At 59.1% G+C, this 25,906-nt stretch carries 26 protein-coding genes and 3 tRNA genes; 8 read left to right on the top strand and 21 right to left on the bottom strand.

The window, feature by feature from the left end:
• Positions 1-4: 4 nt before the first annotated feature.
• The 8 genes from ACNYC6_RS29020 to ACNYC6_RS29055 all read right to left on the bottom strand — a co-directional run bounded on the left by ACNYC6_RS29020 (position 5) and on the right by ACNYC6_RS29055 (position 10,091).
• On the bottom strand, positions 5-1,396 hold the full coding sequence (locus ACNYC6_RS29020) for a GntP family permease (RefSeq protein ID WP_419710312.1): 1,392 nt from the start codon (positions 1,394-1,396) through the stop codon (positions 5-7).
• 265 nt (positions 1,397-1,661) lie between these two features.
• A complete protein-coding gene (locus ACNYC6_RS29025; protein ID WP_419710313.1) occupies positions 1,662-3,077 on the bottom strand; it encodes a sigma-54 interaction domain-containing protein in 1,416 nt (471 codons plus the stop codon).
• 53 nt (positions 3,078-3,130) lie between these two features.
• Positions 3,131-4,711, bottom strand: a complete 1,581-nt coding sequence (locus ACNYC6_RS29030) for an ABC transporter ATP-binding protein (protein ID WP_419710314.1) — start codon at positions 4,709-4,711, stop codon at positions 3,131-3,133.
• A gap of 27 nt (positions 4,712-4,738) precedes the next feature.
• Positions 4,739-5,761 (bottom strand): ABC transporter permease, encoded by a 1,023-nt coding sequence (locus tag ACNYC6_RS29035; protein WP_419710315.1) that lies wholly within the window; start codon positions 5,759-5,761, stop codon positions 4,739-4,741.
• Positions 5,761-6,819 (bottom strand): microcin C ABC transporter permease YejB, encoded by a 1,059-nt coding sequence (locus ACNYC6_RS29040; protein ID WP_419710316.1) that lies wholly within the window; start codon positions 6,817-6,819, stop codon positions 5,761-5,763. Before ACNYC6_RS29040 ends, ACNYC6_RS29035 begins: the two co-directional genes overlap by 1 nt.
• Entirely contained in the window at positions 6,819-8,687 is a 1,869-nt protein-coding gene (locus ACNYC6_RS29045) for an extracellular solute-binding protein (RefSeq protein ID WP_419710317.1), read from the bottom strand. The genes ACNYC6_RS29040 and ACNYC6_RS29045 overlap by 1 nt, the downstream gene beginning before the upstream one ends.
• 134 nt (positions 8,688-8,821) lie before the next feature.
• Positions 8,822-9,103, bottom strand: a complete 282-nt coding sequence (locus tag ACNYC6_RS29050) for a peptidylprolyl isomerase (protein WP_419710318.1) — start codon at positions 9,101-9,103, stop codon at positions 8,822-8,824.
• Positions 9,104-9,209: 106 nt separating this feature from the next.
• A complete protein-coding gene (locus tag ACNYC6_RS29055; RefSeq protein WP_419710319.1) occupies positions 9,210-10,091 on the bottom strand; it encodes an esterase/lipase family protein in 882 nt (293 codons plus the stop codon).
• Between the two features lie 337 nt (positions 10,092-10,428).
• Between ACNYC6_RS29055 and ACNYC6_RS29060 the strand changes: the two genes are divergently transcribed.
• A complete protein-coding gene (locus ACNYC6_RS29060; RefSeq protein WP_419710320.1) occupies positions 10,429-11,463 on the top strand; it encodes a hypothetical protein in 1,035 nt (344 codons plus the stop codon).
• 49 nt (positions 11,464-11,512) lie between these two features.
• Here ACNYC6_RS29060 and ACNYC6_RS29065 read toward each other — a convergent pair whose 3' ends face one another.
• The gene (locus tag ACNYC6_RS29065; protein WP_419710321.1) at positions 11,513-12,601 is read right to left on the bottom strand and encodes a 3-deoxy-7-phosphoheptulonate synthase; all 1,089 of its coding nucleotides are present in this window, start codon (positions 12,599-12,601) and stop codon (positions 11,513-11,515) included.
• 338 nt (positions 12,602-12,939) lie between these two features.
• A complete protein-coding gene (locus ACNYC6_RS29070; protein ID WP_419710322.1) occupies positions 12,940-13,068 on the bottom strand; it encodes a hypothetical protein in 129 nt (42 codons plus the stop codon).
• A 152-nt stretch (positions 13,069-13,220) separates the two neighbouring features.
• Between ACNYC6_RS29070 and ACNYC6_RS29075 the strand changes: the two genes are divergently transcribed.
• The 7 genes from ACNYC6_RS29075 (at position 13,221) to ACNYC6_RS29105 (ending at position 18,130) form a co-directional block, all read left to right on the top strand.
• Positions 13,221-13,664 (top strand): GNAT family N-acetyltransferase, encoded by a 444-nt coding sequence (locus ACNYC6_RS29075; protein ID WP_419710323.1) that lies wholly within the window; start codon positions 13,221-13,223, stop codon positions 13,662-13,664.
• Between the two features lie 127 nt (positions 13,665-13,791).
• Positions 13,792-14,433, top strand: a complete 642-nt coding sequence (gene uvrY / locus ACNYC6_RS29080; RefSeq protein WP_008015884.1) for a UvrY/SirA/GacA family response regulator transcription factor — start codon at positions 13,792-13,794, stop codon at positions 14,431-14,433.
• 2 nt (positions 14,434-14,435) lie between these two features.
• Positions 14,436-16,259, top strand: coding sequence for an excinuclease ABC subunit UvrC (gene uvrC / locus ACNYC6_RS29085; RefSeq protein ID WP_419710324.1), 1,824 nt, complete (start codon positions 14,436-14,438; stop codon positions 16,257-16,259).
• Between the two features lie 32 nt (positions 16,260-16,291).
• Positions 16,292-16,852 (top strand): CDP-diacylglycerol--glycerol-3-phosphate 3-phosphatidyltransferase, encoded by a 561-nt coding sequence (gene pgsA / locus ACNYC6_RS29090; protein WP_419710325.1) that lies wholly within the window; start codon positions 16,292-16,294, stop codon positions 16,850-16,852.
• A 63-nt stretch (positions 16,853-16,915) separates the two neighbouring features.
• A tRNA-Gly gene (locus ACNYC6_RS29095) sits at positions 16,916-16,991 on the top strand.
• A gap of 45 nt (positions 16,992-17,036) precedes the next feature.
• Positions 17,037-17,110: transfer RNA gene (locus ACNYC6_RS29100), tRNA-Cys, on the top strand.
• A gap of 933 nt (positions 17,111-18,043) precedes the next feature.
• A tRNA-Leu gene (locus ACNYC6_RS29105) sits at positions 18,044-18,130 on the top strand.
• 88 nt (positions 18,131-18,218) lie between these two features.
• On the opposite strand, the gene ACNYC6_RS29110 is transcribed toward ACNYC6_RS29105, so the two are convergent.
• From ACNYC6_RS29110 to ACNYC6_RS29160, 11 genes are all read right to left on the bottom strand, one after another.
• On the bottom strand, positions 18,219-18,629 hold the full coding sequence (locus tag ACNYC6_RS29110) for a hypothetical protein (protein WP_419710326.1): 411 nt from the start codon (positions 18,627-18,629) through the stop codon (positions 18,219-18,221).
• Between the two features lie 217 nt (positions 18,630-18,846).
• Positions 18,847-19,116 carry a hypothetical protein gene (locus ACNYC6_RS29115; RefSeq protein WP_419713035.1) on the bottom strand — a complete coding sequence of 90 codons (270 nt, stop codon included), beginning with the start codon at positions 19,114-19,116 and terminating at the stop codon, positions 18,847-18,849.
• Positions 19,117-19,261: 145 nt separating this feature from the next.
• Positions 19,262-19,462 (bottom strand): hypothetical protein, encoded by a 201-nt coding sequence (locus ACNYC6_RS29120; RefSeq protein WP_419710327.1) that lies wholly within the window; start codon positions 19,460-19,462, stop codon positions 19,262-19,264.
• A gap of 258 nt (positions 19,463-19,720) precedes the next feature.
• The gene (locus tag ACNYC6_RS29125; RefSeq protein ID WP_419710328.1) at positions 19,721-20,005 is read right to left on the bottom strand and encodes a hypothetical protein; all 285 of its coding nucleotides are present in this window, start codon (positions 20,003-20,005) and stop codon (positions 19,721-19,723) included.
• Positions 20,006-20,210: 205 nt separating this feature from the next.
• The gene (locus tag ACNYC6_RS29130) at positions 20,211-20,441 is read right to left on the bottom strand and encodes a hypothetical protein (protein ID WP_008031039.1); all 231 of its coding nucleotides are present in this window, start codon (positions 20,439-20,441) and stop codon (positions 20,211-20,213) included.
• A gap of 129 nt (positions 20,442-20,570) precedes the next feature.
• Positions 20,571-20,792 (bottom strand): hypothetical protein, encoded by a 222-nt coding sequence (locus ACNYC6_RS29135; RefSeq protein ID WP_419710329.1) that lies wholly within the window; start codon positions 20,790-20,792, stop codon positions 20,571-20,573.
• A gap of 72 nt (positions 20,793-20,864) precedes the next feature.
• On the bottom strand, positions 20,865-21,884 hold the full coding sequence (locus tag ACNYC6_RS29140) for a DNA topoisomerase IB (protein WP_419710330.1): 1,020 nt from the start codon (positions 21,882-21,884) through the stop codon (positions 20,865-20,867).
• A 75-nt stretch (positions 21,885-21,959) separates the two neighbouring features.
• A complete protein-coding gene (gene modC / locus ACNYC6_RS29145) occupies positions 21,960-23,039 on the bottom strand; it encodes a molybdenum ABC transporter ATP-binding protein (RefSeq protein ID WP_419710331.1) in 1,080 nt (359 codons plus the stop codon).
• 3 nt (positions 23,040-23,042) lie between these two features.
• Entirely contained in the window at positions 23,043-23,723 is a 681-nt protein-coding gene (gene modB, locus ACNYC6_RS29150) for a molybdate ABC transporter permease subunit (protein ID WP_419710332.1), read from the bottom strand.
• Complete coding sequence (gene modA / locus ACNYC6_RS29155; RefSeq protein ID WP_419710333.1) at positions 23,724-24,491, bottom strand: molybdate ABC transporter substrate-binding protein; 768 nt, start codon at positions 24,489-24,491, stop codon at positions 23,724-23,726.
• Positions 24,492-24,629: 138 nt separating this feature from the next.
• Positions 24,630-25,694, bottom strand: coding sequence for an NAD(P)H-dependent flavin oxidoreductase (locus ACNYC6_RS29160; protein WP_419710334.1), 1,065 nt, complete (start codon positions 25,692-25,694; stop codon positions 24,630-24,632).
• Positions 25,695-25,906 lie beyond the last annotated feature (212 nt).

Raw genomic sequence — 25,906 nt, forward strand, 5'->3', positions numbered from 1 at the left:
TACCTCACACAATGCCAGTGGCGTAGAAAGTACCGATCACCACGAAAACCGCCAGGGTCTTGATCAGCGTAATACAGAAAATGTCTTTGTAAGCCTCGCGGTGGGTCAGGCCGGTGACCGCAAGCAAGGTAATCACCGCGCCGTTGTGCGGCAGGGTGTCCATGCCACCACTGGCCATCGCGGCTACGCGGTGCAGCACTTCCAGCGGGATGTTGGCGGCGTGCGCCGCCGCGATGAACTGCTCGGACATGGCCGCCAGGGCGATGCTCATACCGCCCGATGCCGACCCGGTGATACCCGCCAGCAAGGTGACGGTGATCGCTTCGTTGACCAGCGGGTTGGGAATGCTCTTGAGCCAGTCGGCCAGCACCAGGAAGCCTGGCAGGGAGGCGATCACGGCACCGAAGCCGTACTCGGACGCGGTGTTCATCGCCGCCAACAATGCACCGCTGACCGCACTTTTGCTGCCTTCGGCGAGTTTGCTGCTGATGGCTTTATAGCCGAATGCCAACACCATGAGGATGCCGACCAGCAGCGCCGCCTGAACCGCCCAGATCGCGGTGAGTTTGGCGATTTCGGTGGTCACCGGTGCGGCCATGCCCGGCAGCGCCAGACTGTGGGTCTTGCCGTACCACTGCGGAATCCACTGGGTGAACAGCAGGTTCATGATGCCCACGGCCAACAGCGGCGACAGGGCGATCCAAGGGTTGGGCAGTTTGATGTCGGCGGCGGTTTCCGGCTCGTTGCGCAGGTCAATGCCATAGCCTTCACCGGAGCGCTGGGCCTTGTTGCGTTGGCGCTGGAGGAACAGCATGCCGGCGCAGAAGACGAAAATCGTCCCGATCACACCCAGCCACGGCGCCGCCCAGGCGGTGGTGTTGAAGAACGTGCTGGGGATGATGTTCTGAATCTGCGGGGTGCCGGGCAGGGCGTCCATGGTGAACGAGAAGGCGCCGAGGGCGATGGTCGCCGGGATCAGGCGCTTGGGGATGTTGCTCTGGCGGAACATTTCAGCGGCAAACGGATAGACCGCGAACACCACCACGAACAGCGACACGCCACCATACGTGAGCAAGGCGCAAACCAGCACGATCACCAGCATCGCCTGACGGGTGCCGAGCAAGCGGATGGCGGCGGCGACGATGGAGCGCGAGAAACCGGACAGTTCGATCAGCTTGCCGAACACCGCGCCGAGCAGGAACACCGGGAAGTACAGTTTGATGAAACCGACCATTTTCTCCATGAACACGCCGGTGAAGGCGGGTGCAACGGCGGAAGGGTCAGTCAACAGGACAGCGCCGAGGGCGGCAATCGGGGCAAAAAGGATAACGCTGTAGCCGCGGTAAGCAGCCAGCATCAGCAGCGCGAGGGCTGCCAAGGCAATGATCACACTCATGGTGTGTCTCCTGGATTGTTATTTTTGTAGATGAAGCATTGGGTAGGAGAGGCGTTAGCGAGTTTCGTGCCAGATAGTTAAGATGTTGAAATATAAGGATTTATATTTGTTTTTGGTGTTGTGCTTTTGTGGTTTGTCTCTGATTGGAGACTCTTGTGGGTTGGGATGGCCTCATTGCGAGCAGACTCGTTCCTACAGTTGACCGATTTTTGTAGGAACGAGCCTGCTCGCGATGGGTTTTCTAATAATGGAGATTAATATCTCGTTATAGAGACTCTGCAATCCCCAGCGCCACCATCTTCTTGTATAAGGTCGACCGTCCCAACCCCAGCCGTGCCGCTGCGTCGATCACCTTGCCCCCGCATTGCGCCAGGGTCGCTTCGATCAATTGCCGGTCGAAACGCTCCCGCGCCGCGCTGAACGTCTCGTGTTCCAGCGGTTCGATGGACAACGGCGCGACACGCTCTACCGGGGTAAACGTGCCGATCGCCGCGCGGATGTCTGTTGCCGAAAGCCGCAGGTCATCACTGAGCAGTGCGGCCCGTTCCAGCACATTGCGCAATTCGCGAATATTGCCCGGCCAGGCGTGCTGACCCAAAAGCGCCAGCGCTTCGCCGTGGAGTTCGTGTTGGCTGCGCAGCTCTTCAAGGATCGCTTCGCTGAGGGCGGGCAGGTCGTCGAGGCGATCGCGCAGCGGCGGAACGTGGATCGGCAGGACGTTGAGGCGGTAATACAAGTCGGCGCGAAATTCGCCGCGTTTGATCGCCGCTTCCAGATCGGTAGAGGTGGCGGCAATGACCCGCACATCGCTCTGGATCACTTCATTGGAGCCGACGGGTTCAAATTCCTTTTCCTGCAATACCCGCAGCAGTTTGCTTTGCAGCGGCAGCGGCATGTCACCGATTTCATCAAGGAACAGCGTACCGCCCTGAGCGATCTGCAATTTGCCGGCGCGGCCCTTGCGATCGGCGCCGGTAAAGGCGCCGGGCGCGGTGCCGAAAAATTCGGCTTCAAGCAATGACTCCGGGATCGCCGCGCTGTTGATGCTGACAAACGCCTTGTGTGCACGCGGCGAGGCATTGTGGATCGCCTGCGCCAGCAACTCTTTGCCAGTGCCGGTTTCGCCGAGCAGCAGCACTGGCGACTCGGTGCTGGCGCTGCGCCGGGCGCGACGTTTGACTTCCAGGCTGGCGGCGCTGGTGCCGATGAAGTGAGCGAAGTTGTATTTGGTCTGCCTTGCCCGCAACAGCGAGCGAGTCGACGCCAGTTCTTCCTGCATGCTCATGTAGCGCTTGAGCATCGGCGACAGGCTGCGCAACTCGTCGAACAGGGCAAAACCGATGGCGCCGATCACCTCGCCGGCATCATCGTGAATCGGCAGGCGCATGACCACCAGCGGCTCTTTGGGCGTGTCTTGCATGTCGAGCAGAATCGGTCGGCCAGTGCGCACCACCTCACGCAACAGACTGCCGGGGATCACGCTTTCGCAGGCCTTGCCGATGGCGCCCTCGGCCGATTGCAGGCCGAAGCGCCGGGCATAACGCTCGTTCATCCAGACGATGTTGGCGTCGCGGTCGACAATCACCGTGCCTTCACTCGACTGCTCGATGATCTCGAACAACGAACGGATCGCCAGCAGGCGAACGCGCTGGTAGTCCTTGAGGCTTTCGGTGGTGTTCATGGTGTGCATCCATTTCTAGAATCAAGGTCAAAAGATCGCAGCCTTCGGGAAGGTTATACCTGCCCCACATGCGCCGCCGCCAACAACTCCTTGGTATACGGATGCTGCGGCGAATCGAACACGTCGTGGCTGGCACCGCTTTCCACGACTTTGCCGTCCTTGACCACGATCATGTCATGGGCCAGGGCGCGCACCACCGCCAGGTCATGACTGATGAACAGATAGGTCAAACCGTGTTTTTCCTGAAGCTGACGGAGCAAGGCAACCACCTGTTTTTGCACGGTGCGGTCCAGCGCCGAAGTCGGTTCGTCCAGCAGGATCAGCGCCGGTTTCAGCACCAGTGCACGGGCGATCGCGATGCGTTGGCGTTGGCCACCGGAAAATTCGTGGGGATAGCGGTGGCGGCTTTGCGGATCGAGACCTACTTCTTTCAATGCACGAATCACTTCGGCGTTGCATTCCTCAGCGCTCAACTCGCTATGCACTTCCAGGCCTTCGCAAATGATCTGCTCCACTGACATCCGTGGGCTGAGGCTGCCGAACGGATCCTGGAACACCACTTGCATTTTCTTGCGCCACGGCCGCAATTGCTTCTGCGTCAAGCCGTCCAGTGATTCGCCCTGGAAGCGAATGCCGCCCTCGGAATCGAGCAGGCGCAGGATCGCCTGGCCCAGCGTGGATTTGCCGGAGCCGGACTCGCCGACGATGCCCAGTGTCTTGCCACGCTGAATGCTCAAACTGATGCCGTCGACGGCTTTCAGATACGTCTTGCGCTGGAACAGTCCGCCGCCAACGGGAAACTGCACGCGCAGATTGTCCACCTCCAGCACGTTTTCACGCTCGTCACGGGGCAACGCTTCGCCTTCCGGCTCGGCGTTGAGCAGCACGCAGCTGTACGGGTGTTTCGGTTCGGTAAACAGGGTTTCGCAGGTGGCCTGCTCGACAATTTCCCCGGCTTTCATCACGCAGACGCGTTGGGCGATGCTGCGCACCAGATTGAGGTCATGGCTGATCAGCAGCAGCGACATGCCGAGCCGCCGTTGCAGCGACTTGAGCAGCAACAGAATCTTGCGCTGCACGGTGACGTCGAGAGCGGTGGTGGGTTCGTCGGCGATCAACAGCTCCGGCTCGCAGGCCAGGGCCATCGCGATCATCACCCGCTGACGCTGGCCACCGGACAATTGATGCGGGTAGGCCTTGAGGCGTTCCTTGGGTTTCTGGATGCCCACCAGGTGCAGCAACTCAAGAATCCGTGCCTGCGCCGCTTTGCCGGCCATACCTCTGTGCACCAGCAGGGTTTCGCCAATCTGCTTTTCGATGCTGTGCAGCGGATTGAGGGAGGTCATCGGCTCCTGGAAGATCATCGCGATGCGGTTACCGCGCAGTTCACGCAACTTGCGGGTATCGGCGCCGACCAGTTCCTTGCCGCGATAGCGGATGCTGCCGGTGGTTTCAGTGCCACATTCAGGCAGCAATTGCAGGATCGAATGGGCGGTCACCGATTTGCCCGAACCCGATTCACCCACCAGCGCCAGGCATTCGCCGCGGCGGATGTCCAGGCACAGGTTGCGCACCACGGTCTGGCCGCTGAAGGCCACGCTGAGGTCACGGATTTCGATCAGGTTGTCACTCATATCAACAGTCCGCGTCAGGCTCTTGGATCAAGAGCGGGGGTCAAAGGCATCGCGCAACGCTTCGCCGATGAACACCAGTAAAGAAAGAATCAATGCCAGGGTGAAAAACGCCGTCAGGCCCAGCCACGGCGCTTGCAGGTTCTGCTTGCCCTGACCGATCAACTCGCCCAGGGACGCACTGCCGGCGGGCATGCCGAAACCGAGGAAATCCAGGGCGGTGAGCGTCGAAATGGCCCCGGTCAGAATGAACGGCAGGTAACTCAAGGTCGCGTTCATGGCGTTGGGCAGGATGTGCCGCACGATGACTTTGCGATCGGTCAGGCCCAGTGCGCGGGCGGCCTTCACGTATTCCAGATTGCGTCCGCGCAGGAACTCGGCACGCACCACGTCCACCAGCGCCAGCCAGGAGAACAGTGCCATTATCCCCAGCAACCACCAGAAATTCGGCTCGACAAACCCTGACAGGATGATCAGCAGATAAAGCACCGGCAACCCGGACCAGACTTCCAGCAGCCGCTGACCGAGCAAGTCGACCCAGCCCCCGTAATAGCCTTGCAGCGCACCGGCGGCGATGCCGATCAGCGCACTGACGAAGGTCAGCATCAAGGCAAACAGAATCGATACCCGCGCGCCGAAAATCACTCGGGCCAACACGTCCCGTGCCTGATCGTCGGTGCCCAGCCAGTTCACATTCGTTGGCGGGCTTGGGGCGGGCTTATTGAGGTCGTAGTTCGGCGTGTCGTCGCTGAAAGGGATCGGCGGGAACAGCAGCCAGCCGCCGTCCTTTTTGATCAGGTTCTGCACGTAATCGCTGCGGTAATCGGCCTGGAATGGCAGTTGTCCGCCAAACTCCTGCTCGGTGTAGCGCTTGAGCGCAGGGAAGTACAGCGTGCCTTGATAGCTGACGATCAGCGGTTTGTCGTTGGCGATCAGCTCGCCGCCGAGGGTCAACAGGAACAGGCCGACAAACAACCACAACGACCACCAGCCACGGCGGTTTTTCTTGAAGCGTTCGAAACGACGACGGCCTAACGGCGAAAGCTTGAACATCAGGCGTTCCTCGCGGCGAAGTCGATCCGCGGGTCGACCAGGGTGTAGCACAGGTCGCCAACCAGTTTTATCAGGAGGCCGAACAGGGTGAAGATGAACAGCGAGCCGAACACCACCGGATAATCCCGTGAAACCGCCGCTTCATAGCTCATGCGGCCCAGGCCATCGAGGGAGAAGATCACCTCGATCAACAGTGAACCGGCAAAAAACACGCTGATGAACGCCTGCGGAATCCCCGACACCACCAGCAGCATCGCATTACGGAACACATGGCCGTACAGCACGCGACGCTCGCTCAACCCCTTGGCGCGAGCGGTGACGACATACTGCCGGGTAATTTCATTGAGGAACGAGTTTTTGGTCAGGATGGTCAGGGTCGCGAATCCACCGATCACCAGCGCCGTCACCGGCAGCACCAGGTGCCAGAAGTAATCGGTGATTTTACCCAGGGTCGACAGCGACTCGAAGTTGTCCGACACCAGGCCGCGCACCGGGAACCAGTTCAGCGAAGTGCCACCGGCGAAGACAACGATCAGGAACATCGCAAACAGGAACGCCGGCATGGCGTAGCCGATGATGATCGCGGTGCTCGTCCAGATATCGAAATGACTGCCGTGGTGTACCGCCTTGCGGATGCCCAGCGGGATTGACACCAGATAGGTGATCAGCGTCGCCCAGAGCCCCAGGGAGATGGTCACCGGCATTTTCTGCAGGATGAGGTCGGTGACCGTGGCGCCGCGGAAGAAGCTCTTGCCGAAGTCCAGTCGGGCGTAACTGGTGAGCATCAGCCACAGGCGCTCGTGTGCCGGCTTATCGAAACCGTACTGTTTTTCGATGTCCTTGATCAGTTGCGGATCGAGGCCGCGACTGGCGCGGGAGCTGGGCATTGCCTCGCTCGAACTGCCGCCGACACTGGCACCGCCAATGCCTTGCAGGTGCGCGATCGCCTGTTCCACCGGCCCGCCCGGTGCGGCCTGCACGATGACGAAGTTGACCAGTAGGATGATCACCAGTGTCGGAATGATCAGCAGCAAACGCCGCAGTATGTAAGCCCACATCAATGCGGCCCTCCGGGTCTGCCACGGCGAATGCGCTCGGCGGTCATTTCCTGGTTGGTCAGCGGCGTGGTGCTCACTTCCCACCAGCTCTCGATGGCTTCGTCATTGCTGGCTTGCACGTCGGGAATGCCGAAGCGGTTCCACCACACGGTGGATGTTCCCGGCGGGTAATAGTTGGGGATCCAGTAGTAGTTCCATTGCAGCACCCGGTCCAGCGCATGGGCGTAGCGCAGCATGTCCTGTTGGGTGTTGGCGCGCACCAGGCCGTTGATCAAAGTATCCACTGCCGGGTTTTTCAACACCATGTAGTTGTTGGAGCCGGGATCGTTGGCCGCGGCCGAGCCGAAATAGTTGAACAATTCGCCGCCCGGAGAGGTGGTAACCGGGTAGCCGGTGACGATCATGTCGTAGTCGCGGCTCATCAGGCGGTTGACGTACTGGGACGAGTCGATGCGACGGATGTTCAGGTCGATACCGATCTGTTTCAGGGTGCGTTTGTACGGCAGCAACAACCGATCCATGCCGTTCTGGCTGACCAGGAAGGTAAAGCTCAGCGGCTTTCCATCCGCGTTGACCAGTTGATCACCCTTGGGTTTCCAGCCGGCCTGTTCGAGCAGGTCCAGGGCCTGGAGCTGCTTGTCGCGAATCAAGCCGCTGCCATCGGTTTTCGGCGCTTCGAACACTTTGGTGAAGACTTCGTCGGGGATCTGCCCGCGCAAGGGTTCGAGAATCGCCAGCTCGCCGGCATCCGGCAGCTTCCGCGCGGCGAGGTCGGTATTGGAGAAGAAGCTCTGCTGGCGGATGTACATGTTGCGCATCATCTGCCGGTTGCTCCATTCGAAATCCCAAAGCATGACCAGCGCCTGGCGTACGCGGCGGTCCTGGAACATCGGATTCTGCAGGTTGAACACAAAGCCCTGGCTTGGTTGCGGGGCTTCTGTGGCCAGGTGGGATTTTTGCAGGCGACCGTCGCTCAGGGCCGGGCTTTCGTAACCGATGGAATACCCGGTGGCGGAAAACTCGCGGTTGTAATCGTAGGCGCCACCGCGCAGGACCTGGCGGGCCACGTCGGTATCGCCGAAATACTCGATTCTGAAATGATCGAAATTGTACAGGCCGCGACTGACCGGCAAGTCCTTGCCCCACCAGTCGGCGTTGCGCTCAAAGGTGATGCTGCGCCCGGAATCGACCTTGCCCACTTTATAGGGGCCACTGCCCAGCGGAGCCTCGTAACCGCCGCCACCGGCGAAATCGCGGCTCTTCCACCAATGCTCGGGAAACACCGGCAGGGTGGCGATGTCCAGCGGCAGGGTACGGTTTTCGTTGTTCTTGAAGTCGAAGCGCACGGTCAGCGGTGACTCGACTTCGACGCCTTTGACGTCGGCGAATTGCGTGCGATAACGCAGGCTGCCCTGGGTCATCAACAGATCGAAGGTGTAGCGCACGTCTTCGGCGGTGATGGGTGTGCCATCGGCAAAACGTGCCTTGGGATTGAGAAAGAAGCGCAGGGAAAGTCCGTCATCGGAGCGTTCCATCTGCTGAGCCACCAGGCCATACACGGTGTAAGGCTCGTCGAGTGAACGCTGGGCCAGGGGCGAGTAGAGCAGGCCATCAATCTGCGTGACGCCGATGCCTTTGTCGATGTATGGCAACACATGATCGAAGTGACCGATCTCGATCGCCGAGCGACGCATCGTGCCGCCCTTGGGGGCCTGCGCATTGGTGTAGGCGAAGTGGCTGAAGCCGGCAGGGTACCTGGCCGGTTCACCGTATACGGTCAGCGCATGTTGCGGTGCAGCATCCACACCGGCGGCGCCCAGCAGCAGGGCCACGGCAGTGAATAACACAGTAGGGAAAGCGAGTCGCATTGTCAGCCTTAGAGCCGGGTGTCGTTATCGACAATTTGTACGCTAGCGGCGCGTCCCTCGCCAGCCGAATTACGTATATGAAACACAACGGCCCACCAGAAGGCGGGCCGTTGAGGAACAAAGTCAGGCGTCGATCAGTCCTGACGGCTGGTCACTTCCAGCAGGTGATAGCCGAACTGGGTCTTGACCGGGCCTTGCACGATGTTGATCGGTGCGCTGAAGACGACGGTGTCGAATTCCTTGACCATCTGGCCCGGACCGAACGAACCCAGGTCGCCGCCCTGGCGGCTGGAAGGGCAAGTGGAGTTGGCCTTGGCGACTTCGGCGAAGTCTGCACCAGCCTCGATTTGGGCCTTGAGTTCGTTGCACTTGGCTTCGCTGGCTACGAGGATGTGGCGGGCAGTGGCTTTAGCCATGGGAAAATACTCCTTTCAATGTTCGGTAAAATGTCGAGCGTACCGCAATCAGTGAGCTATTTCTCCTCATAATTCCGTGCGATGCGCCGTAGTCTGCCGGCATTCGTTAAAGACCGGCTTTTTTCAGGCGCTCGGCGTGCTCCACGTACAACTGAATCGGGTCGATGCCTTTTACCACGGGAACGCCTGCCTGGCGGAGGGTACCCAGATGGTCGAGCGGATAGTCGGAGCGGATGACGGTCCCAAGATGAGAGCTGCAGCGACCGACCATGCCATCGTTTTGATCGGCTTCGGTGATGAAGTAACGGGAAAAGGCCCGCAAAAATCCGTGCAGTGGGTCAAGGGCATTGACGCCTTCATCCAGAGGGTTTGCCGACAGAATGCCGCTCCAGGAGTAATAACGGACGCCATTGACCCGCTCGCAACCATTGCCGCCCCAGGTTTTCGGTAGTCCTTGCGGGTACTTGTCGTTGAATTCGCCTACACCCTCGGTGGTCAATGCGTTCAGTGCCGCGACAGCGTCCTGGGGCAGGCGAGGGTTGCCACTGAGTAACGACAGAAAGTCTGCAAACAGGGTCGCGACCGTTTCGGCGATCTGCTCCGGCAGGCTTTCGGGCGTCAGGGCCTTGCGCAGGAAGTCGGCCAGCTCCGAGCCATGATTTGGGCCGCTGACTGAAGTCACCGAAGCGATCGACGTCGGCGCAACCGCGGCCGCATAGCGAGCAGCGAGTGCGCCCTGGCTGTGACCTATGAGGTTGACTTTTTTTGCGCCGGTGCCTTCCAGAACCCGGTCGATCTGCCAAAGCAACTGCTCGCCCCGAGCTTCGTTGCTGTGGGTCGCCGACAATTGCGGCACGAGCACTCTTGCCCCAGCGCTTCTAAGCGCCTGTTTGACGTCATGAAACAGCTCGAAGGAGCCGATCCGGTCGAAGCCGAAAAGTCCATGAACCAGCAACACTGGATAAAGCGTGCTTGCATTCCTTTGCATGTTTTTTTCCTTTTTGAGCGGTCAGGGAGTTGCCTTGGGCCTCACTCTAAAGCACTCGGACATGCGCGCGATGTATGAAAAAGCCGCTGTAACTTGAGGAAAACGGAATAGAAAAGTGTCGAAAAGTCAGATGTGCCTGAGGGCCTAGTCGGAATGTGTCGCCATCTTTTCATCGGCTTGAGGACGCTTTTGATCATTGACCTACCTCGCTGACGTCATTTATCCGTGCGATCCGAAGCGTTCTCCCGACATCGCCGTTCCTGCTGATGGGGTTCAATGGGCTTCGTTGTGATGCCCGTTCGCACAGGGCATCTATTCCAAGGACTGGAGCCTTCAGATGAACACGTATGAAACCGATTTGAACTTGTCCATACCGGTGATGGAGCAGGCTGAAAATGCCATGCTCGATCCCTCCGAAAGGAAAGCTGTCATTAAGGTCAGGCCATATCTCGGCATGGCCTGTGGAGACAAGTTGGTGTTGTTCTGGACAGGACTGGATTTCGAGGGGCTGGTCTACAAACATGAAGTGATGCGTTTTGTCAGCGATGGACAGGCAGGCACGGACCTGGTCTTTATCGTTCCCGCCACACATATCGCAGCACTTGATGGCGGCTCGGTTGAGGTTTACTACACGCTAGAAAGTGCACAGCGGCCTCAGCCTGTGCAATCCCGGCGATTGCAGTTGAGTGTCGGCGATGCCCGGCAAGACCTGTTGCCAGTGATTGCGAACGATTCAGTGGGCAACACCCTTGACCCTGACCGGGTCGAAGAGGGGGCACTGGTGACTATCAAGCCTTATGCGCGGATGGCCATGGGAGATCAGGTTCTGCTGAGCTGGGCAGGTGTTTCGGCTCAGGCCAGCTTCAATGACATGCTGAGAGTCGAGTCGTTTGCGGTGGGCGGTGAACTGTCGTTCTGGATCAGCCCGGAGTACATCGCCCCCAACCTCGGCTCCAGCGTCACCCTCGGTTACTGTGTCTTGCAAGAGGGGCGGGTCGCTCGTTACTCGGAAACGGCTCAACTGCTGATTGGTCCTCTGACGCGTCAGCCCCTTTCCGCGCCTGAGGTGCTGGAGGCCGATGAGGGCTTGCTGGACCTGCAAGATGCGATGGATGGCATCACCGTCGTGATCGATGACGCGCGGGCAGAAGAGGGCGAGCTGGTCTACCTGAAATGTGATGGCGACTATTTCAATCACCGGGATGATCGCGAGATATCGAGGGACACGGCCGGTCAACCATTGGTGTTTATCGTTCCCTACCGGTTTTGGCGGGAGCATCGGGATTCAACTATCCGTGTCTCCTATTCGGTCGAACGTCTCGATGATGTCAGCCAGTTGTCAGACGTCACGTTGGTGAAGGTGCAGTCTTAGTGCTGCTACCGCCAACCAGTCTTTTCTGAAGACTGGTTGGCGGGCGAGGTCATGCCGGTTGTTGAGTTTCGTTTTGAGCGCGCAGGCGCTTCGCCGCCTGCCGCAACAGTTGCTCGGTACCGTCCCAGCCCAGGCAACCATCGGTGACCGACACGCCGTATTTCAGAGAGGGAGTCAGCGGCTGGCAACCTTCGAACAAATGACTCTCGATCATCATGCCGATCAGCGAACGATCGCCTTGCAGGCGTTGCTCAAGCACATCATTGAACACCGCGGGCTGACGCAGCGGGTCTTTACCGCTGTTGGCGTGGCTGCAGTCGACCATGATCCGGGCCGGGATCTTCAGCCTGGTCAAGTCGCTGTGCACCCTGGCAACGCTGGCACGCTCGTAGTTCGGTCCGTTATGACCTCCGCGCAGCACCAGGTGGGAGTCTTCATTGCCCGGAGTCTGGATGATCGCGGGGTGTCCCTGGCTGTCGACGCCGAAGTGGCGATGCGGATGGGCTGCTGAACGCATGGCATCGCTGGCGACGGTAACACCGCCATCGGTGCCGTTCTTGAAGCCGACCGGCATGCTCAGACCGCTGGCCATCTCACGGTGGATTTGCGACTCGGTGGTGCGGGCCCCAATAGCGACCCAACTGAGCAAGTCGTCGAAGTAGCCGGCGGCCATGGGCTGCAGCAGTTCGGTCGCGACCGGCAAGCCCATCAGCAACATTTCGCGCATCAGTTCACGCGACAGCGTCAGGCCAGCGGCCATGTCATCGCTGCCATCGAGATGCGGGTCGTAGGCCAGGCCTTTCCAGCCGATGGTGGTGCGGGGTTTTTCGACATAGGCGCGCATCACCAGCAGCATTTCGTCACTGACGTCAGCGGCCAGGCGGGCCAGATTGCTTGCGTATTCGAGCGCGGATTTCGGGTCATGAATCGAGCAGGGACCGACGATGACCAACATTCGGGAGTCTTCACCGTTGAGGATCGCGCGGACCGCTTGGCGGTGGGCGGCGACTTGCCGGGTCAGGACGTTGGTGAGCGGCAGTTGCTGTTTGAGTTGCAACGAGCTTGGCAGGCGCAGGGTCAGCGCTTCATTGGCTGGGCTCAGGGTGGACAGTGGCAGAGCAGAGACGGACGAGTTCATGTTCAGGCTTCCTGGGCTGGCGGCGGGTTCGTTCCCGCGCGCTCGGCCCTAGTGGGGTGTTCGACAATTGGCCGGATTGGCTGCGTGTGTGTGCTTGCCACCTGTGGGTGACCGATCGGAGGCGGCAGGCTGTCCCGAACGGAGGGTGGTAAATCGCCAGGCGGTAAAACTGTCGTAACGGTAATAAGTGGCGTAGTTCATGTTCTTGATCCTCTAGATGTCTGGTGTGTCGTTAAAAAACAGGTGGGGCTGAAAAAACAAAACCCCCGGTCGGGAGGCCGACCGGGGGTTGAGAATTCTCTGGTGGCGACCCGTTTGAAGTGGGCGCCGTGTGGGTATCAGGCGCGCCAGTGGCTAAACCAATACCCAAAATAAAAGCTTGCCGGAGCGCAAACGTCGTTCACCCGGGCAGCCGCAACCGAGCGCAGGGCGCTGGCGGAAGAAAGCTGTGTGAGGGCGTTGAACATGGTCTGTCTCCGATGGATGCACCGAGCTTACTAGAGGCCGGTGCGTGCATTCAATCAGAAAATGCTATCGGACACAGAAGGCGCTTTCTATCACTTGAGCGGGCCGGCGGTTGTGACACACTTCGTGATCCCGCAACGACCCTGGAGTCCAGATGGAATTTGAATGGCGTCCGACGACGGATCACGACCTCGGTTTCGCCCGCGAACTGACCTGCCGGAACATGCTGCGCTATTACATTCAGCACGATCTGTTGTGGCAGGACGAAGCCTTTGATGTTGCCTGGGCAGGGCGCGACAACCGATTGATCATGCGCGGCGAAAGTCGGGTGGGGTACGTCAGTCTGAGTCGGGACGCCAGGGCCCTCTACATTCGTGAACTACAAGTCGTCGAAGCGTTTCGCGGGCAGGGCGCAGGTTCCTGGGCAATCGATCAGGTATTTGCCTTGGCATGCAGCGAGCATCGTCCGGCATTGCGCTTGACGGTGTTTGAAAACAACCCGGCGCGGGCGTTGTATGAAAGAAAAGGACTACAGGTAGTCGGAACGGACGAGTGTTTCCTGAGAATGCAACGCGACGTTGAAGGCATGCATCGCTGAAACACGCTTGGCACAGGCCTTTCAAGATAAGTTGAAACTTTTTATATGACGCTTTCCGCTAGGTCTGCCAGTTGCTTTTTTGCTAAGGTGTCGGCAACCCAATAAGACCATATCGCGAGGTGTCTGCTTGATTAGGGTGCTAGTAGTCGATGACCATGATCTCGTTCGTACAGGCATTACACGAATGCTGGCTGACATCGATGGCCTGCAAGTGGTCGGCCAGGCTGAATCAGGGGAAGAGTCCCTGCTCAAGGCGCGTGAACTCAAGCCCGACGTGGTGTTGATGGACGTCAAGATGCCGGGAATTGGTGGTCTTGAAGCCACTCGCAAATTGTTGCGCAGTCATCCGGACATCAAAGTCGTCGCGGTGACCGTGTGCGAGGAAGATCCGTTTCCCACTCGACTGTTGCAAGCGGGTGCCGCAGGTTACCTGACCAAGGGCGCCGGTTTGCCGGAAATGGTCCAGGCCATCCGCCTGGTGTTCGCCGGGCAGCGCTACATCAGTCCGCAAATCGCCCAGCAACTGGCGATCAAATCTTTCCAGCCAACCAACGATTCGCCGTTCGACGCTTTGTCCGAACGGGAAATCCAGATCGCATTGATGATCGTCGGTTGTCAGAAGGTCCAGATCATTTCCGACAAGTTGTGCCTCTCGCCGAAAACCGTGAACACCTACCGTTACCGCATCTTCGAAAAGCTTTCGATCAGCAGTGATGTCGAGTTGACGCTGTTGGCGGTTCGTCACGGCATGGTTGATGCCAGCCTCTGAAAATGACTGAGACCTTTGATCCAAGCGCCTTCCTGTCGACCGTCAGTGGGCGTCCCGGTGTGTACCGCATGTTCGACAGCGATGCGCGCCTGCTTTATGTCGGCAAGGCCAAGAATCTCAAGAATCGCCTGTCCAGCTACTTTCGCAAAACCGGTCTCGCACCGAAAACTGCCGCGCTCGTTGCACGTATCGCCCAGGTCGAGACGACCATCACGGCCAACGAAACCGAGGCGTTGTTGCTTGAGCAGACGCTGATCAAGGAGTGGCGGCCGCCGTACAACATCCTGTTGCGCGACGACAAATCCTATCCGTATGTTTTTCTATCCGACGGGGCGTTCCCACGTCTGAGCATCCATCGCGGTGCGAAAAAGGCCAAGGGCAAATACTTCGGCCCTTATCCCAGCGCCGGTGCGATTCGCGAAAGCCTGAGCTTGCTGCAGAAAGCATTTTTCGTTCGCCAGTGTGAAGACAGCTATTACAAGAACCGTACGCGTCCTTGCCTGCAATACCAGATCAAGCGCTGCAAGGCGCCTTGCGTCGGGCTGGTGGAGCCCGAGGTGTATGCCGAAGATGTACGGCACTCGGTGATGTTCCTTGAGGGCCGCAGCAATGCGCTGGCAGACGAGTTGTCCGCCGCAATGGAAGAGGCCGCGATCAACCTGGAGTTCGAGCGTGCCGCCGAGTTGCGCGACCAGATCTCGCTGCTGCGTCGGGTTCAGGACCAGCAGAGCATGGAAGGCGGGACGGGTGATGTCGATGTGATCGCTGCATTCGTCAATCCTGGCGGTGCTTGTGTGCACCTGATCAGCGTGCGCGGCGGGCGAGTGTTGGGCAGCAAAAACTTTTTTCCGCAAGTCGGTATTGAAGAAGATGTATCCGAAGTCATGGCGGCGTTTCTTGGCCAGTACTTCGTCAGCAGTCCTGAGCGCGACTTGCCGAGCGAGTTGATCGTCAACGTGGTTCATGAGGACTTTCCGACACTGATCGCGGCCATCGACGAACTGCGTGGTCGCGAACTGACCATCAGTCACCGGGTGCGCGGTACGCGAGCACGCTGGCAGCAACTGGCGGTGACCAACGCCGAACAGGCCTTGAGCGCGCGCCTGGCGAATCGTCAGCACATCACGGCACGCTTCGATGCCCTGGCAGAAGTGCTGAAGCTGGACGAACCGCCGCAGCGCCTCGAGTGTTACGACATCAGTCATTCCAGCGGCGAAGCGACCGTGGCGTCCTGTGTGGTGTTCGGTCCTGAAGGCCCGATCAAGTCTGACTACCGTCGCTATAACATCGAAGGCGTGACGGCCGGGGATGACTACGCCGCAATGCACCAGGCACTGACCCGACGCTTCAGCAAACTGAAGGACGGGGAGGGCAAACTGCCGGACATTCTTCTGGTGGATGGCGGCAAGGGGCAGCTATCCATGGCCCGTGACGTGCTCAATGAGCTGGCGGTGCCCGACCTGATTCTCCTCGGTGTGGCCAAGGGAGCGACGCGCAAGGCTGGTTTCGAAACCTTGTACCTCAATGATGCCGCCCATGAATTCACGTTGCGCGGTGATTCCCCCGCGCTGCATTTGATCCAGCAAATTCGTGACGAGGCTCACCGCTTTGCCATTACCGGGCACCGCGCCCGTCGTGGCAAAACCCGCCGTACGTCTACACTCGAAGGCGTCGCCGGTGTCGGACCGACTCGTCGGCGTGATTTGTTGAAACATTTTGGTGGATTGCAGGAGCTGTCTCGTGCCAGCATCGACGAAATTGCCAAAGCCCCCGGGATCAGTAAAAAGCTCGCAGAGTTGATTTATGCAAATCTGCACAGCGAGTAGAATGCCCCCTCACCTCGTAGCCAGTTGTGCCGATGAATATCCCTAATCTGATTACCGTTCTACGCGTCCTGCTCATACCGATTTTCATTTTGCTGTTCTACCTGCCTTACCAATGGAGTTACGTGGCCTCCGCCTCGGTCTTCGCATTCGCTGCCGCCACAGACTGGCTGGACGGGTATCTGGCCCGCCGTCTGGAGCAAAGCACGCCGTTCGGGGCTTTCCTCGATCCCGTTGCCGACAAGCTGATGGTTGCGGTTGCATTGGTGTTGCTCGTACAAGAACACGGCAATCTGTGGCTTACCCTACCGGCCGCCGTGATCATCGGCCGCGAGATCGTCGTCTCGGCACTTCGCGAGTGGATGGCCGAGCTCGGTGCTCGTGCTCACGTTGCCGTATCGAACCTCGGTAAATGGAAAACCGCTGCACAGATGTTGGCGTTGGTGATCCTGCTGGCGAATCCGTCCGACTTCACCTTCTGGGTCTTGCTCGGTTATGCCTTGCTGATGGTGTCTGCCGGCCTGACTTTGTGGTCGATGGTCCAATACTTGCGAGCTGCCTGGCCGCATCTGAAGACCGACGTTGAAAAGAAATAAAACTTTTTTGAATCAAGGGGTTGACGGGGCTTCTGGATTCTATAGAATGCGCCACACCAAGACGCGGGAATAGCTCAGTTGGTAGAGCACGACCTTGCCAAGGTCGGGGTCGCGAGTTCGAGTCTCGTTTCCCGCTCCAATTTGTACGCATTTGATGTTGTGCTACTGACAGCAAATGTTTTGAGGCCGAGTAGCAAAATGGTTATGCAGCGGATTGCAAATCCGCCTACGCCGGTTCGATTCCGACCTCGGCCTCCACTAATAAACAACCCCGTAGATTAACGTCTACGGGGTTTTTTATTGGTGCGCCAGGCATGGCGCGTTGCGCGTAAGCGCAACCAGCTTGGCTGTGGTGGCCACGCTGGTGACTTGGAGGTGAAAGTCCTCTACACACCCGGCAAGGGGAAGTGTTAGCCAGAGGCAAGGGTGTCGCGGGTGACTGCGAATCTGAAGGAAGCCCGAGGCAAAATGCTGGCCTGACGAACAGGAAGCGGATTAGGCGGTGCAGCGGGGTAAGAAGGCCAATATCTTCAAAGCCCAATACTTGTACGGAACGCTGTGACGTAGATCCGACAGGCATAAGCAGGAAGGTCGCGCGAATTACCCAGGGAGATCTGTATAGCCTGCCATGTGCTACCGGCGTCGCGAGATGACGGGATGGGCGACAGAAGTCAGCAGAGGCCGTAGTAGTTGCTCGACACCGGAGTAACGAAGGGCTGAACCTGCCATGAGTGGATAGTCGGGTGTGATCTCTGTTGGAGCGTAAAGCAGAAACACCGCATAGCGGGGGTCGAGACCATCAGGAGGTAGGAGCCGGAAGCTCCGAGGGCCGGTCTGGGCGCTTAGATACCACAGGCGACACATCAACGGAACCAAGCTCGCTGACGTTGTATGTCAGTAGGCAGGAACCGCCGTATACGGAACCGTATGTACGGTGGTGTGAGAGCACGGCGGGGGCAACCCCGCCTCCTACTCGATCCCGCAGGAAAGTGCCTGGGGGAACACTTGTCTGCTGTTGGCGACACCTTCATGAAAAAACCACCCATAAACGGCAGTCATTCGTAGATCCATGATTTACTGAGCTTTTTTTATTTCGGTGTTAGTAAGATTTAGTCTCGAAAATTGCACATGCAACCTTGCTTCACCGGAGCTGGGTGTATATATTTCCCCCCTCTGATTCACCGCGCTACCGCCCGAATGGCGAAACTGGTAGACGCATGGGACTTAAAATCCCCCGCTCGTAAGGGCGTGCCGGTTCGATTCCGGCTTCGGGCACCATGAATATCAAGGGCTTGCGTGAGATACCTCATGCAAGCCCTTATTTTTTGCTCCGCAAAAATCAACCACAATCGAAATTGTCAGAACGTCATTTACACGCGGTGGTGACTGCCTTTTCCGCACGCTGTATTTCCTGTTTGACGTCGGTGGTGATCCGCTGCTCTTTGAGCTGTTGCCCGAGGAATGGTTGATCGCCGCGCGATTTCACTTCCGCGTCTGTTGCGGCCACCTGCGCTTCGACCGTGGCAGAGTGCTCCGATATGACGGCTTCCGCCTCTTCTTTGTTCTTGGCGTTATCCAGGGCGTGGATGAGCTTGCCCACTTCGGCCTTTTCCGCCTCGGCGTACCCTTCGACAGACAGCCCGGCCGCCATGGCCCGAGCCTGGATTTCAATGGCCTTCAGATGATCTTGCGCGACCTTGCACAGCTCATCCTGCCGCTGGTTTTTACTGGCCTCCCAAGTGCTTAGTCCGTAGGCGAGGACGCCCACTGCGGTCATGACGACTGTCGCGCCAATCAATCTGCCTTTCACTATTTACGTACCCACAAAAGACCAGGGAAAGTGGAGTGATCTCAATTCCATTTTAGAGTTGAAAGACTAGCCCAGGATACGGGGGACGATTGCCGATTAAATCGGTTGCAAAGAAAAGACCGCGCCGGGAAGCGCGGGCTGGGGTGTTGCACCTTGATGCTTAGCCGCCGGAATCGATACTGGGCTATTTTTTTTCGACGTCTTTCGGCTTGCTCGAAGATGCCGCTTCTTTCTCCAGGGTTTTCGAATCAGCCCCGGAGTTTGAGCCCGACGCTTCCTCGCCCTTTTTGTCGGCCTTGTCCTCATTGGACTCAGCGCCTTGGGCCTGATTGATTCCGGGCAGGGCGGTCGGCGGAAGGGCGGATCCCTGCTTGATCGTCTCCGCGGCCAATGCGTAGAGCGATCCGCTCGACAACAGGCCAGCGAGCGTGAGAACAGCCAGTTTTCTGTTCATCATTTTTTGTCTTCCGCATAAAGGGGAGGGTATAGCGTTGGAAGATCGGCACAGGGGAAGGTGCGGACCACCTGACGAATGGCAAAAACCAACAAGCCCGGCATTGGGCCGGGCTTGTGAGTGTTTGTCGTTTACTGTCGTCGACTTAACCGTCGGTGTCCGGTTCAGCCTTGCGTCGATCACTGCCGTCAGGGTTGCCGCTGTTGAGCAGCCTTCTTTCCAGCAAAATGTTTTGCAGCGCCTGACGGTCTGACGGTTCTAGCTGATGCTCTCGCTCCTTGAGTTCGAGCAGGATCGGGCTGGACCACTGGCGATAGGTGTGTTCGGCACTACGAATGGATGACATCGTTTCCTCCTTGATCAGGCTCCTGCCAATTAAGGCACCGCAGTTCGATACGAAAGACACCCTAGTCGAGGAAGTTGATTGCCGCCAATGCAGCACATCGGCGTTTAGCCCCATGAAGCCAGATACACGTTGCCGCCGTGCGCCGGACGTACTCGGAAAAGTCTCGCGCCGGCCGCCCCAAGGCAGCGGGTGTACCCGCACAGTGCAGCCAGCGGCGGCCGCGCCAAATCCGTTCGATCCGGCCGCCGAAGCTGTCGACTAAACGAAAGGCTGGTCGGTGAAGCCGCGGGGCAGTCTTTGCAGCCCGGGCAGGGCGGTCAGGCGTTCGGTCCAATCCTGGCGCCAGTCAGTCACGGTCGGGGTAGCCTTGGCTTTGCGAGCGGCGCGTCGTGCAGCGTTACGCTGATCTTTGCGCGCTTCTTTATATGCGTCGGTATTGCGGCAGCTTCTGCATTTGACCCGGTTGAGCTCGCGGGTGGAGGTAAGGTTGTTGCCTTTGTGACCGCAGGCAAGGTGCCCGCTGATTTTGAAGTGAGTGACCATCGGAACGTCTCCTGGTGACGTGTGATCGTTGGACCACCCGTGCGCGGTGACGTTCGCTGCTTTTAACGGCACAAAAAAATCCCAGCGCCTGGCTGGGGTGGGGACAAGCACAGAAGCGACAGACAGGGAGACGCTCGGTGACGATACGGTCGCCGATCATCTGTCCCGTGTCAGGCTGTAGAACGGATCGTGTGCCCGGATCAAATCATCTGAACCGTGGCAGCGGTGGTTCGACAGGTTTGAGCGACGACAAGGTGTTGCGGATCAGCGGCGTGTCCTTTTCGATGTCGTTCAGACGATCGCGGATTCTAAGGGCAGTCGGATGTCCGCCTTGGTGATCGACCCAATCGGCGATTTCCTTGCACGCCGCAGCCAAGCGAACCTGGCGGGAATCAAGCAGGGTGAGCAGGGTGGTGATGGACTCTTTTTCGGACATGGGAAACACCTCCGTTGAAGACACCTGGCAGGGCAGTAAAAAGCCCGCCGGGAGCGAGCTGTCTACTGATGGGACGCTAGTCCGTCAGCTCCCATCAGTATAGACCCGTTACAGGCGCGTGCAGGCTCATCAGCCTTGGCGGGCCGTAACGTGTGATCTGGCATTCAACTGTCGGCAAACATGCCGTGCGTCCTCTTCAAGATCGTAGCCGTCACCGATGAAACCGTTGGTACGAGTATCGGCGATGCGATACCAGACGGCGGCGTCAGGCGGTTGATGAGCAGATTCTCCGACCCGGCGACCATGAACGATGATCTTGTTGCAGCGCTTCACGACGAATATGTCTTCCATGGCTTCACCGCAGCTGATTCGTGTACAGATCAACTATAGAAGTCATTTGTAATCGTGCAAAAAATAGGCAGGTCAATTCGTCGGTTCAGACGCTAGTTTCTCCAGCAACATGGCCAGCCCGACTTCTTCGGCTCGCAAGCCTTTGCGCGTTCTCGGCCTGGGTAGCTCGGCCAGTGCACCCAACAGGAAGCCTTCGAGCACGCCCGGATGGATGTAGCACTTGCGGCATACCGCGGGGGTGTTGCCCAACTGTGTGGCGACGTTTTTCACCATGTCCACCACGTGCCGTTTCGCTTCCGACTCCGGTTGCCACTGCAATTTGCGCAACACTGCCAAGGCCAGGGCGCTGCCGGCCCAGGTGCGGTAGTCCTTGGCGGTGAAGTCGGCACCGGTCAGGGTTTGGAGGTAGGCGTTGACGTCAGCGGAGGTGATGGTGTGCCGCTCGCCGTTTTCATCGAAGTATTGAAAGAGGTTTTGCCCGGGGATTTCCTGGCAGCGTTTGATGATCCTCGCCAGGCGCCGGTCCTTGACGGTGATTTGATGTTCGACGCCGCTTTTGCCGCGAAACTGGAACAGGATCGCACTGCCGTTGATCTCCACATGGCGGCTGCGCAAGGTGGTTAAGCCGTAGGATCGGTTGTCCCGGGCGTATTGAGTGTTGCCGACCCGGATCAGCGTGGCATCGAGTAAGGTGATGACAGTGGCCATCACCTTGTCGCGGCTGAAACCTGGCGCGGCCAGCAACGCTTCCAGTTGCTGGCGCAGTTTCGGCAGGGCCAGGCCGAAATCCCGCAGGCGCGAATACTTGTCGCTGTCACGTACCTCGCGCCAACGCGGGTGATAGCGGTATTGCTTGCGACCGCGAGCGTCACGGCCGGTGGCTTGCAAATGTCCACGCGGATCGGTGCAGATCCACACGTCGGTGTAGGCCGGCGGTACGGCGAGGGCGTTGATGCGCTGGATTTCATCCGGGGCGGTAATGCGTTGACCTGCCGGGTCGAAATAGCAGAATTTGCCACGCAGTTTCTTGCGGGAAATGCCCGGCTGGGTGTCATCGACGTAGTGCAGGTCGCAAGGCAGCGCATCGGGCATGGCGAGAGTCCTCGGCGTGGGATCAGGGGCCGTTACAGCCATTGACCCCACGCCGCCGCAGTCGTGCCAGTGAAGTTAGGCGAGCACGGCCACAGCTTTGATCTGCGCCCAGAGTTGCTGGCCCGGATGCACGTTCAACTGATCGCGGGAGAACCGCGTGATCCGCGCCAGCAGTGGCGTCCCCGCCGCGTCCAGGCGCAACAGCACATGGGCGGCGTTGTCGGCCCCCATTTCACTGACCACGGTCACGGGCAAGCGGTTGAGGATGCTGCTGTGTTCGGCATTGTGCAGGCTCAGGCTGACATCCCGAGCCTGAATCTTGCAGCGCAACGTTTGGCCCGGCGCCATCGGCGTGTGGGCCACGCGAATGTTCAGGGCCGTGTCCGGCAGTTGCAAGGTGAGCAATTGGTAGTCGGCGTCGTAGGCGCTGACACGGCCTTCGATCACTACGCCAGCGTCGTCGCCCAGCGCCAAAGGCAAGTCAAGGCGCGCCAGTGTCTGGCCGATGGGGCCACTGGCCAGCGCCTTGCCCTCACTGAGCAGGACGATATGGTCGGCCAGTTGCGCCACTTCATCCTGGGAATGGCTGACGTACAGCACCGGAATGTCCAGTTCATCGTGCAGCCGTTGCAGGTAAGGCAGGATTTCGCTTTTGCGCTTGGTGTCCAGTGCCGCGAGTGGTTCATCCATCAGCAGCAGTTTGGGGCTGGTGAGCAGGGCGCGAGCGATACCGACACGTTGCCGTTCGCCGCCTGAAAGATGTTGCGGATGACGATCCAGCAGATGACCGATTCCCAGCAACTCGGTGGCGTGTGCCAGATCAACCCGGCGCTGTTGTTTCGGGATGCGCTTGAGACCGAACGCCAGATTGGCCAGCACCGACAGATGTGGAAACAGACTGGCTTCCTGAAACACGTAACCCAGGGCACGTTTGTGCGGCGCGACGAAAATCTTTTTGTCGCTGTCCTGCCAGACTTCATCGTTGACCTGGATAAAACCCTGGTCGACGCGCTCCAGCCCCGCGATGCAACGCAGGCACGTGGTCTTGCCCGAGCCGGAATGCCCGTAAAGCGCAGTGACGCCGCGACCGGGCAGCTGCAAATCAACGTCCAGGGCGAATCCCGAATAACTCAACTTCAAACGCGTGTGAATCATCGATCAGCTCCAGCCTGCTTTGGTTTTACGGCTGGAGTACAGCGCCAGCAATACTGCAAAAGAGAACACCAGCATCGCTCCGGCCAGCCAATGGGCCTGGGTGTATTCCATGGCTTCGACGTGATCGTAGATCTGCACCGAGACCACGCGGGTCTTGTCGGGAATATTGCCGCCGATCATCAGCACCACGCCGAACTCCCCGACGGTATGGGCGAAACCGAGGATGGCGGCGGTGATGAAACCGGGGCGCGCCAGCGGCAGCGTTACGCTGAAGAAAGTGTCCCAGGGATTGGCGCGCAAGGTCGCGGCCACTTCCAGCGGGCGAGTACCAATGGCGGAAAAAGCGTTTTGCAGCGGTTGGACCACGAACGGCATCGAGTACAGCACCGAGCCGATCACCAACCCCGCAAAACTGAACGTCAGGGTGCCGAGTCCGAGTGATTGGGTGAACTGGCCGACAATCCCGTGAGGGCCTAGCGCCAGCAACAGGTAAAAACCGATCACCGTGGGCGGCAGCACCAGGGGCAGGGCGACGATCGCCCCGACCGGGCCGCGCAACCAGGACTGGGTGCGCGACAGCCACAACGCCAGCGGAGTGCCAATGATCAAAAGGATGACGGTCGTCAGGGACGCCAGTTTCAGGGTCAGCCAGATGGCAGAAAAATCGGCACTCGATAGCGACATTTAGATTTGATAACCGTAGGACTTGATGACAGCCGCCGCTTTCGGCCCCTTGAGGTACTCAACCAGTGCCTTGGCGGCCGGATTGTCCTTGCCCTTGTTGAGGATGACCGCGTCTTGTTTGATTGGGTCGTGCAGCTCGCCCGGAACGATCCAGGCCGAACCGCTGGTGATTTTGCCATCTTTGTAGATTTGCGACAGGGCAACGAAGCCCAATTCGGCGTTACCGGTGGACACGAACTGGTAGGCCTGAGTGATGTTCTGGCCTTCGACGATCTTGTCCTTGACCTTGTCGGTCAGGCCTTGCCTGGCCAGGACTTGGGTCCCCGCCAGGCCATAAGGCGCGGTCTTCGGGTTGGCGATGGACAGGTGCTGATACTGATTGTCGGCCAGCACGTTGCCCTTGGCATCGACGTAGCCTTCTTTGGCCGACCACAGCGCCAGGGTGCCAATGGCGTAGGTGAAGCGCGAGCCCTTGGCGGTATCACCTTCTTTTTCCAGTTTTTCCGGGGTGGTGTCGTCCGCCGAGAGGAAGACTTCGAACGGCGCACCGTTCTTGATCTGGGTGTAGAACTGACCGGTCGCACCGAACGAGGTCACCAGTTTGTGGCCGGTGTCTTTTTCGAAGTCGGCCGCGATCGCCTGGATCGGCGCGGTGAAGTTGGCAGCGACCGCCACCTGGACCTCGTCCGCATGGGCAACGCCGAAAGCGAAAGTAGCGAGCAGGGTTGCCAGGCAGGTAGGGGCAAAACGTGAGGCACGCATGGTCATGTAACGGCTCCGTGATAGGCAAGTGCAGCAAGGGGGTAAGCGCTATGTATGGAAATATATAGCGAAATGCCTGCAAACGGAAAGCGGGAGCTTTTGTAGCCGCTGCCGAAGGCGGCGTTCGGCAGCGGCTACACGGCGTTAGCGGCGGAGCAGTTTTGCCAGGCCTTCCTCGGCCAGGCGCCGGGTCAGTTCTGCGGTGGTCAGGTCGACCCCCAACGTAAAGGCCTGTCCGGCCCAGAGATTGCTGAAGTCTGCTTCGCCCTTGGCGCGCAACGGCATCAGCGCCCCACCCGCGAGCGGGAAGGTGGGCGCCTTGGAACTCATCGGACCGAGCTCGCGCATCACCCGATTGAGAATCCCCCGCGCCGGTCGACCGGTGAAAATGTTGGTGACGGCCGTCTCGCTTTCCTTGGCGGTACGCAATGCCTTGTGATGCGAAGCGCTGACCTTGGCCTCCGGGGTGAACAGATACGCCGTGCCCACTTGCACCGCCGAAGCCCCCAGCATGAACGCCGCCGCGACTCCCCGTGCGTCGGCGATACCGCCCGCGGCAATTACCGGCACTTTCACCGCATCGACGACCTGCGGCACCAGCGCGAACGTGCCGACCTGGCTGCTCAGATCATCACTGAGAAACATTCCGCGATGGCCGCCCGCTTCGTAACCCATGGCGATGATCGCGTCGCAGCCATGCTGCTCAAGCCAGATGGCTTCCTCGACCGTGGTGGCCGAGGACAGTACCTTCGCCCCGGTGGCTTTCACCCGATCGAGCAGGGATTTTTCCGGCAGGCCAAAGTGGAAACTCACGACTTGCGGGCGAAACGCTTCGATCACCTCGCAACCAGCGGCGTCGAACGGCGCGCGATTGGACACCGGGGTCGGCGCATCGAAATCGACGCCCAGTTCCCGATAATAGGGTTCCAGCAGGTTTTTCCAGTCTCGCGCGCGTTGCTCGTCAAGTGGCGGTGGTTGATGGCAGAAGAAGTTGACGTTGATCGGCCGCTGGCACTGTTGGCGAATGGTCTTCAGTTCTTCGCGCAACTGCTCGACGCTCAGCATGGCCGCTGGCATGGAACCGAGGCCACCAGCGTTGCTCGCCGCGATGACCATCGAAGCATTGGTAGCACCGGCCATGGGGCCCTGGATGATCGGCAGTTCGATCCCGAGCAGGTCAAGAATGCGGGTGTCTGGCCATTGACTCATTTTGGGGTTCTCCGACGTTAAACCGGGCAGGGCGGCAAGAGCGGTTTTGTAGCAGCAATGACTGACCAAAAGCCAGTCATGTTTACCCCCCGATGTCGCCCGCCACCGCCACCGAGCGATGGCATTTCAGAGCCGCGAAAAAAGCATAGCCGCAGGTCACGGAAAAACCGGCGGATCGGTGAATTGGCTTAAAGTCGAGTACGGTGTTTTTT

Origin of the sequence: Pseudomonas sp. NFX224, from assembly GCF_048565165.1 — a bacterium.
GTDB lineage: Bacteria > Pseudomonadota > Gammaproteobacteria > Pseudomonadales > Pseudomonadaceae > Aquipseudomonas.

Excerpts from the sequence above, each read along its gene's own strand:
- ACNYC6_RS29020 (WP_419710312.1), bottom strand. The coding sequence starts at position 1,396 with ATGAGTGTGATCATTGCCTTGGCAGCCCTCGCGCTGCTGATGCTGGCT.
- ACNYC6_RS29025 (WP_419710313.1), bottom strand. The coding sequence starts at position 3,077 with ATGAACACCACCGAAAGCCTCAAGGACTACCAGCGCGTTCGCCTGCTG.
- ACNYC6_RS29030 (WP_419710314.1), bottom strand. The coding sequence starts at position 4,711 with ATGAGTGACAACCTGATCGAAATCCGTGACCTCAGCGTGGCCTTCAGC.
- ACNYC6_RS29035 (WP_419710315.1), bottom strand. The coding sequence starts at position 5,761 with ATGTTCAAGCTTTCGCCGTTAGGCCGTCGTCGTTTCGAACGCTTCAAG.
- ACNYC6_RS29040 (WP_419710316.1), bottom strand. The coding sequence starts at position 6,819 with ATGTGGGCTTACATACTGCGGCGTTTGCTGCTGATCATTCCGACACTG.
- ACNYC6_RS29045 (WP_419710317.1), bottom strand. The coding sequence starts at position 8,687 with ATGCGACTCGCTTTCCCTACTGTGTTATTCACTGCCGTGGCCCTGCTG.
- ACNYC6_RS29050 (WP_419710318.1), bottom strand. The coding sequence starts at position 9,103 with ATGGCTAAAGCCACTGCCCGCCACATCCTCGTAGCCAGCGAAGCCAAG.
- ACNYC6_RS29055 (WP_419710319.1), bottom strand. The coding sequence starts at position 10,091 with ATGCAAAGGAATGCAAGCACGCTTTATCCAGTGTTGCTGGTTCATGGA.
- ACNYC6_RS29060 (WP_419710320.1), top strand. The coding sequence starts at position 10,429 with ATGAACACGTATGAAACCGATTTGAACTTGTCCATACCGGTGATGGAG.
- ACNYC6_RS29065 (WP_419710321.1), bottom strand. The coding sequence starts at position 12,601 with ATGAACTCGTCCGTCTCTGCTCTGCCACTGTCCACCCTGAGCCCAGCC.
- ACNYC6_RS29070 (WP_419710322.1), bottom strand. The coding sequence starts at position 13,068 with ATGTTCAACGCCCTCACACAGCTTTCTTCCGCCAGCGCCCTGCGCTCG.
- ACNYC6_RS29075 (WP_419710323.1), top strand. The coding sequence starts at position 13,221 with ATGGAATTTGAATGGCGTCCGACGACGGATCACGACCTCGGTTTCGCC.
- uvrC (WP_419710324.1), top strand. The coding sequence starts at position 14,436 with ATGACTGAGACCTTTGATCCAAGCGCCTTCCTGTCGACCGTCAGTGGG.
- pgsA (WP_419710325.1), top strand. The coding sequence starts at position 16,292 with ATGAATATCCCTAATCTGATTACCGTTCTACGCGTCCTGCTCATACCG.
- ACNYC6_RS29110 (WP_419710326.1), bottom strand. The coding sequence starts at position 18,629 with ATGACCGCAGTGGGCGTCCTCGCCTACGGACTAAGCACTTGGGAGGCC.
- ACNYC6_RS29115 (WP_419713035.1), bottom strand. The coding sequence starts at position 19,116 with ATGAACAGAAAACTGGCTGTTCTCACGCTCGCTGGCCTGTTGTCGAGC.
- ACNYC6_RS29120 (WP_419710327.1), bottom strand. The coding sequence starts at position 19,462 with ATGTCATCCATTCGTAGTGCCGAACACACCTATCGCCAGTGGTCCAGC.
- ACNYC6_RS29125 (WP_419710328.1), bottom strand. The coding sequence starts at position 20,005 with ATGGTCACTCACTTCAAAATCAGCGGGCACCTTGCCTGCGGTCACAAA.
- ACNYC6_RS29130 (WP_008031039.1), bottom strand. The coding sequence starts at position 20,441 with ATGTCCGAAAAAGAGTCCATCACCACCCTGCTCACCCTGCTTGATTCC.
- ACNYC6_RS29135 (WP_419710329.1), bottom strand. The coding sequence starts at position 20,792 with ATGGAAGACATATTCGTCGTGAAGCGCTGCAACAAGATCATCGTTCAT.
- ACNYC6_RS29140 (WP_419710330.1), bottom strand. The coding sequence starts at position 21,884 with ATGCCCGATGCGCTGCCTTGCGACCTGCACTACGTCGATGACACCCAG.
- modC (WP_419710331.1), bottom strand. The coding sequence starts at position 23,039 with ATGATTCACACGCGTTTGAAGTTGAGTTATTCGGGATTCGCCCTGGAC.
- modB (WP_419710332.1), bottom strand. The coding sequence starts at position 23,723 with ATGTCGCTATCGAGTGCCGATTTTTCTGCCATCTGGCTGACCCTGAAA.
- modA (WP_419710333.1), bottom strand. The coding sequence starts at position 24,491 with ATGACCATGCGTGCCTCACGTTTTGCCCCTACCTGCCTGGCAACCCTG.
- ACNYC6_RS29160 (WP_419710334.1), bottom strand. The coding sequence starts at position 25,694 with ATGAGTCAATGGCCAGACACCCGCATTCTTGACCTGCTCGGGATCGAA.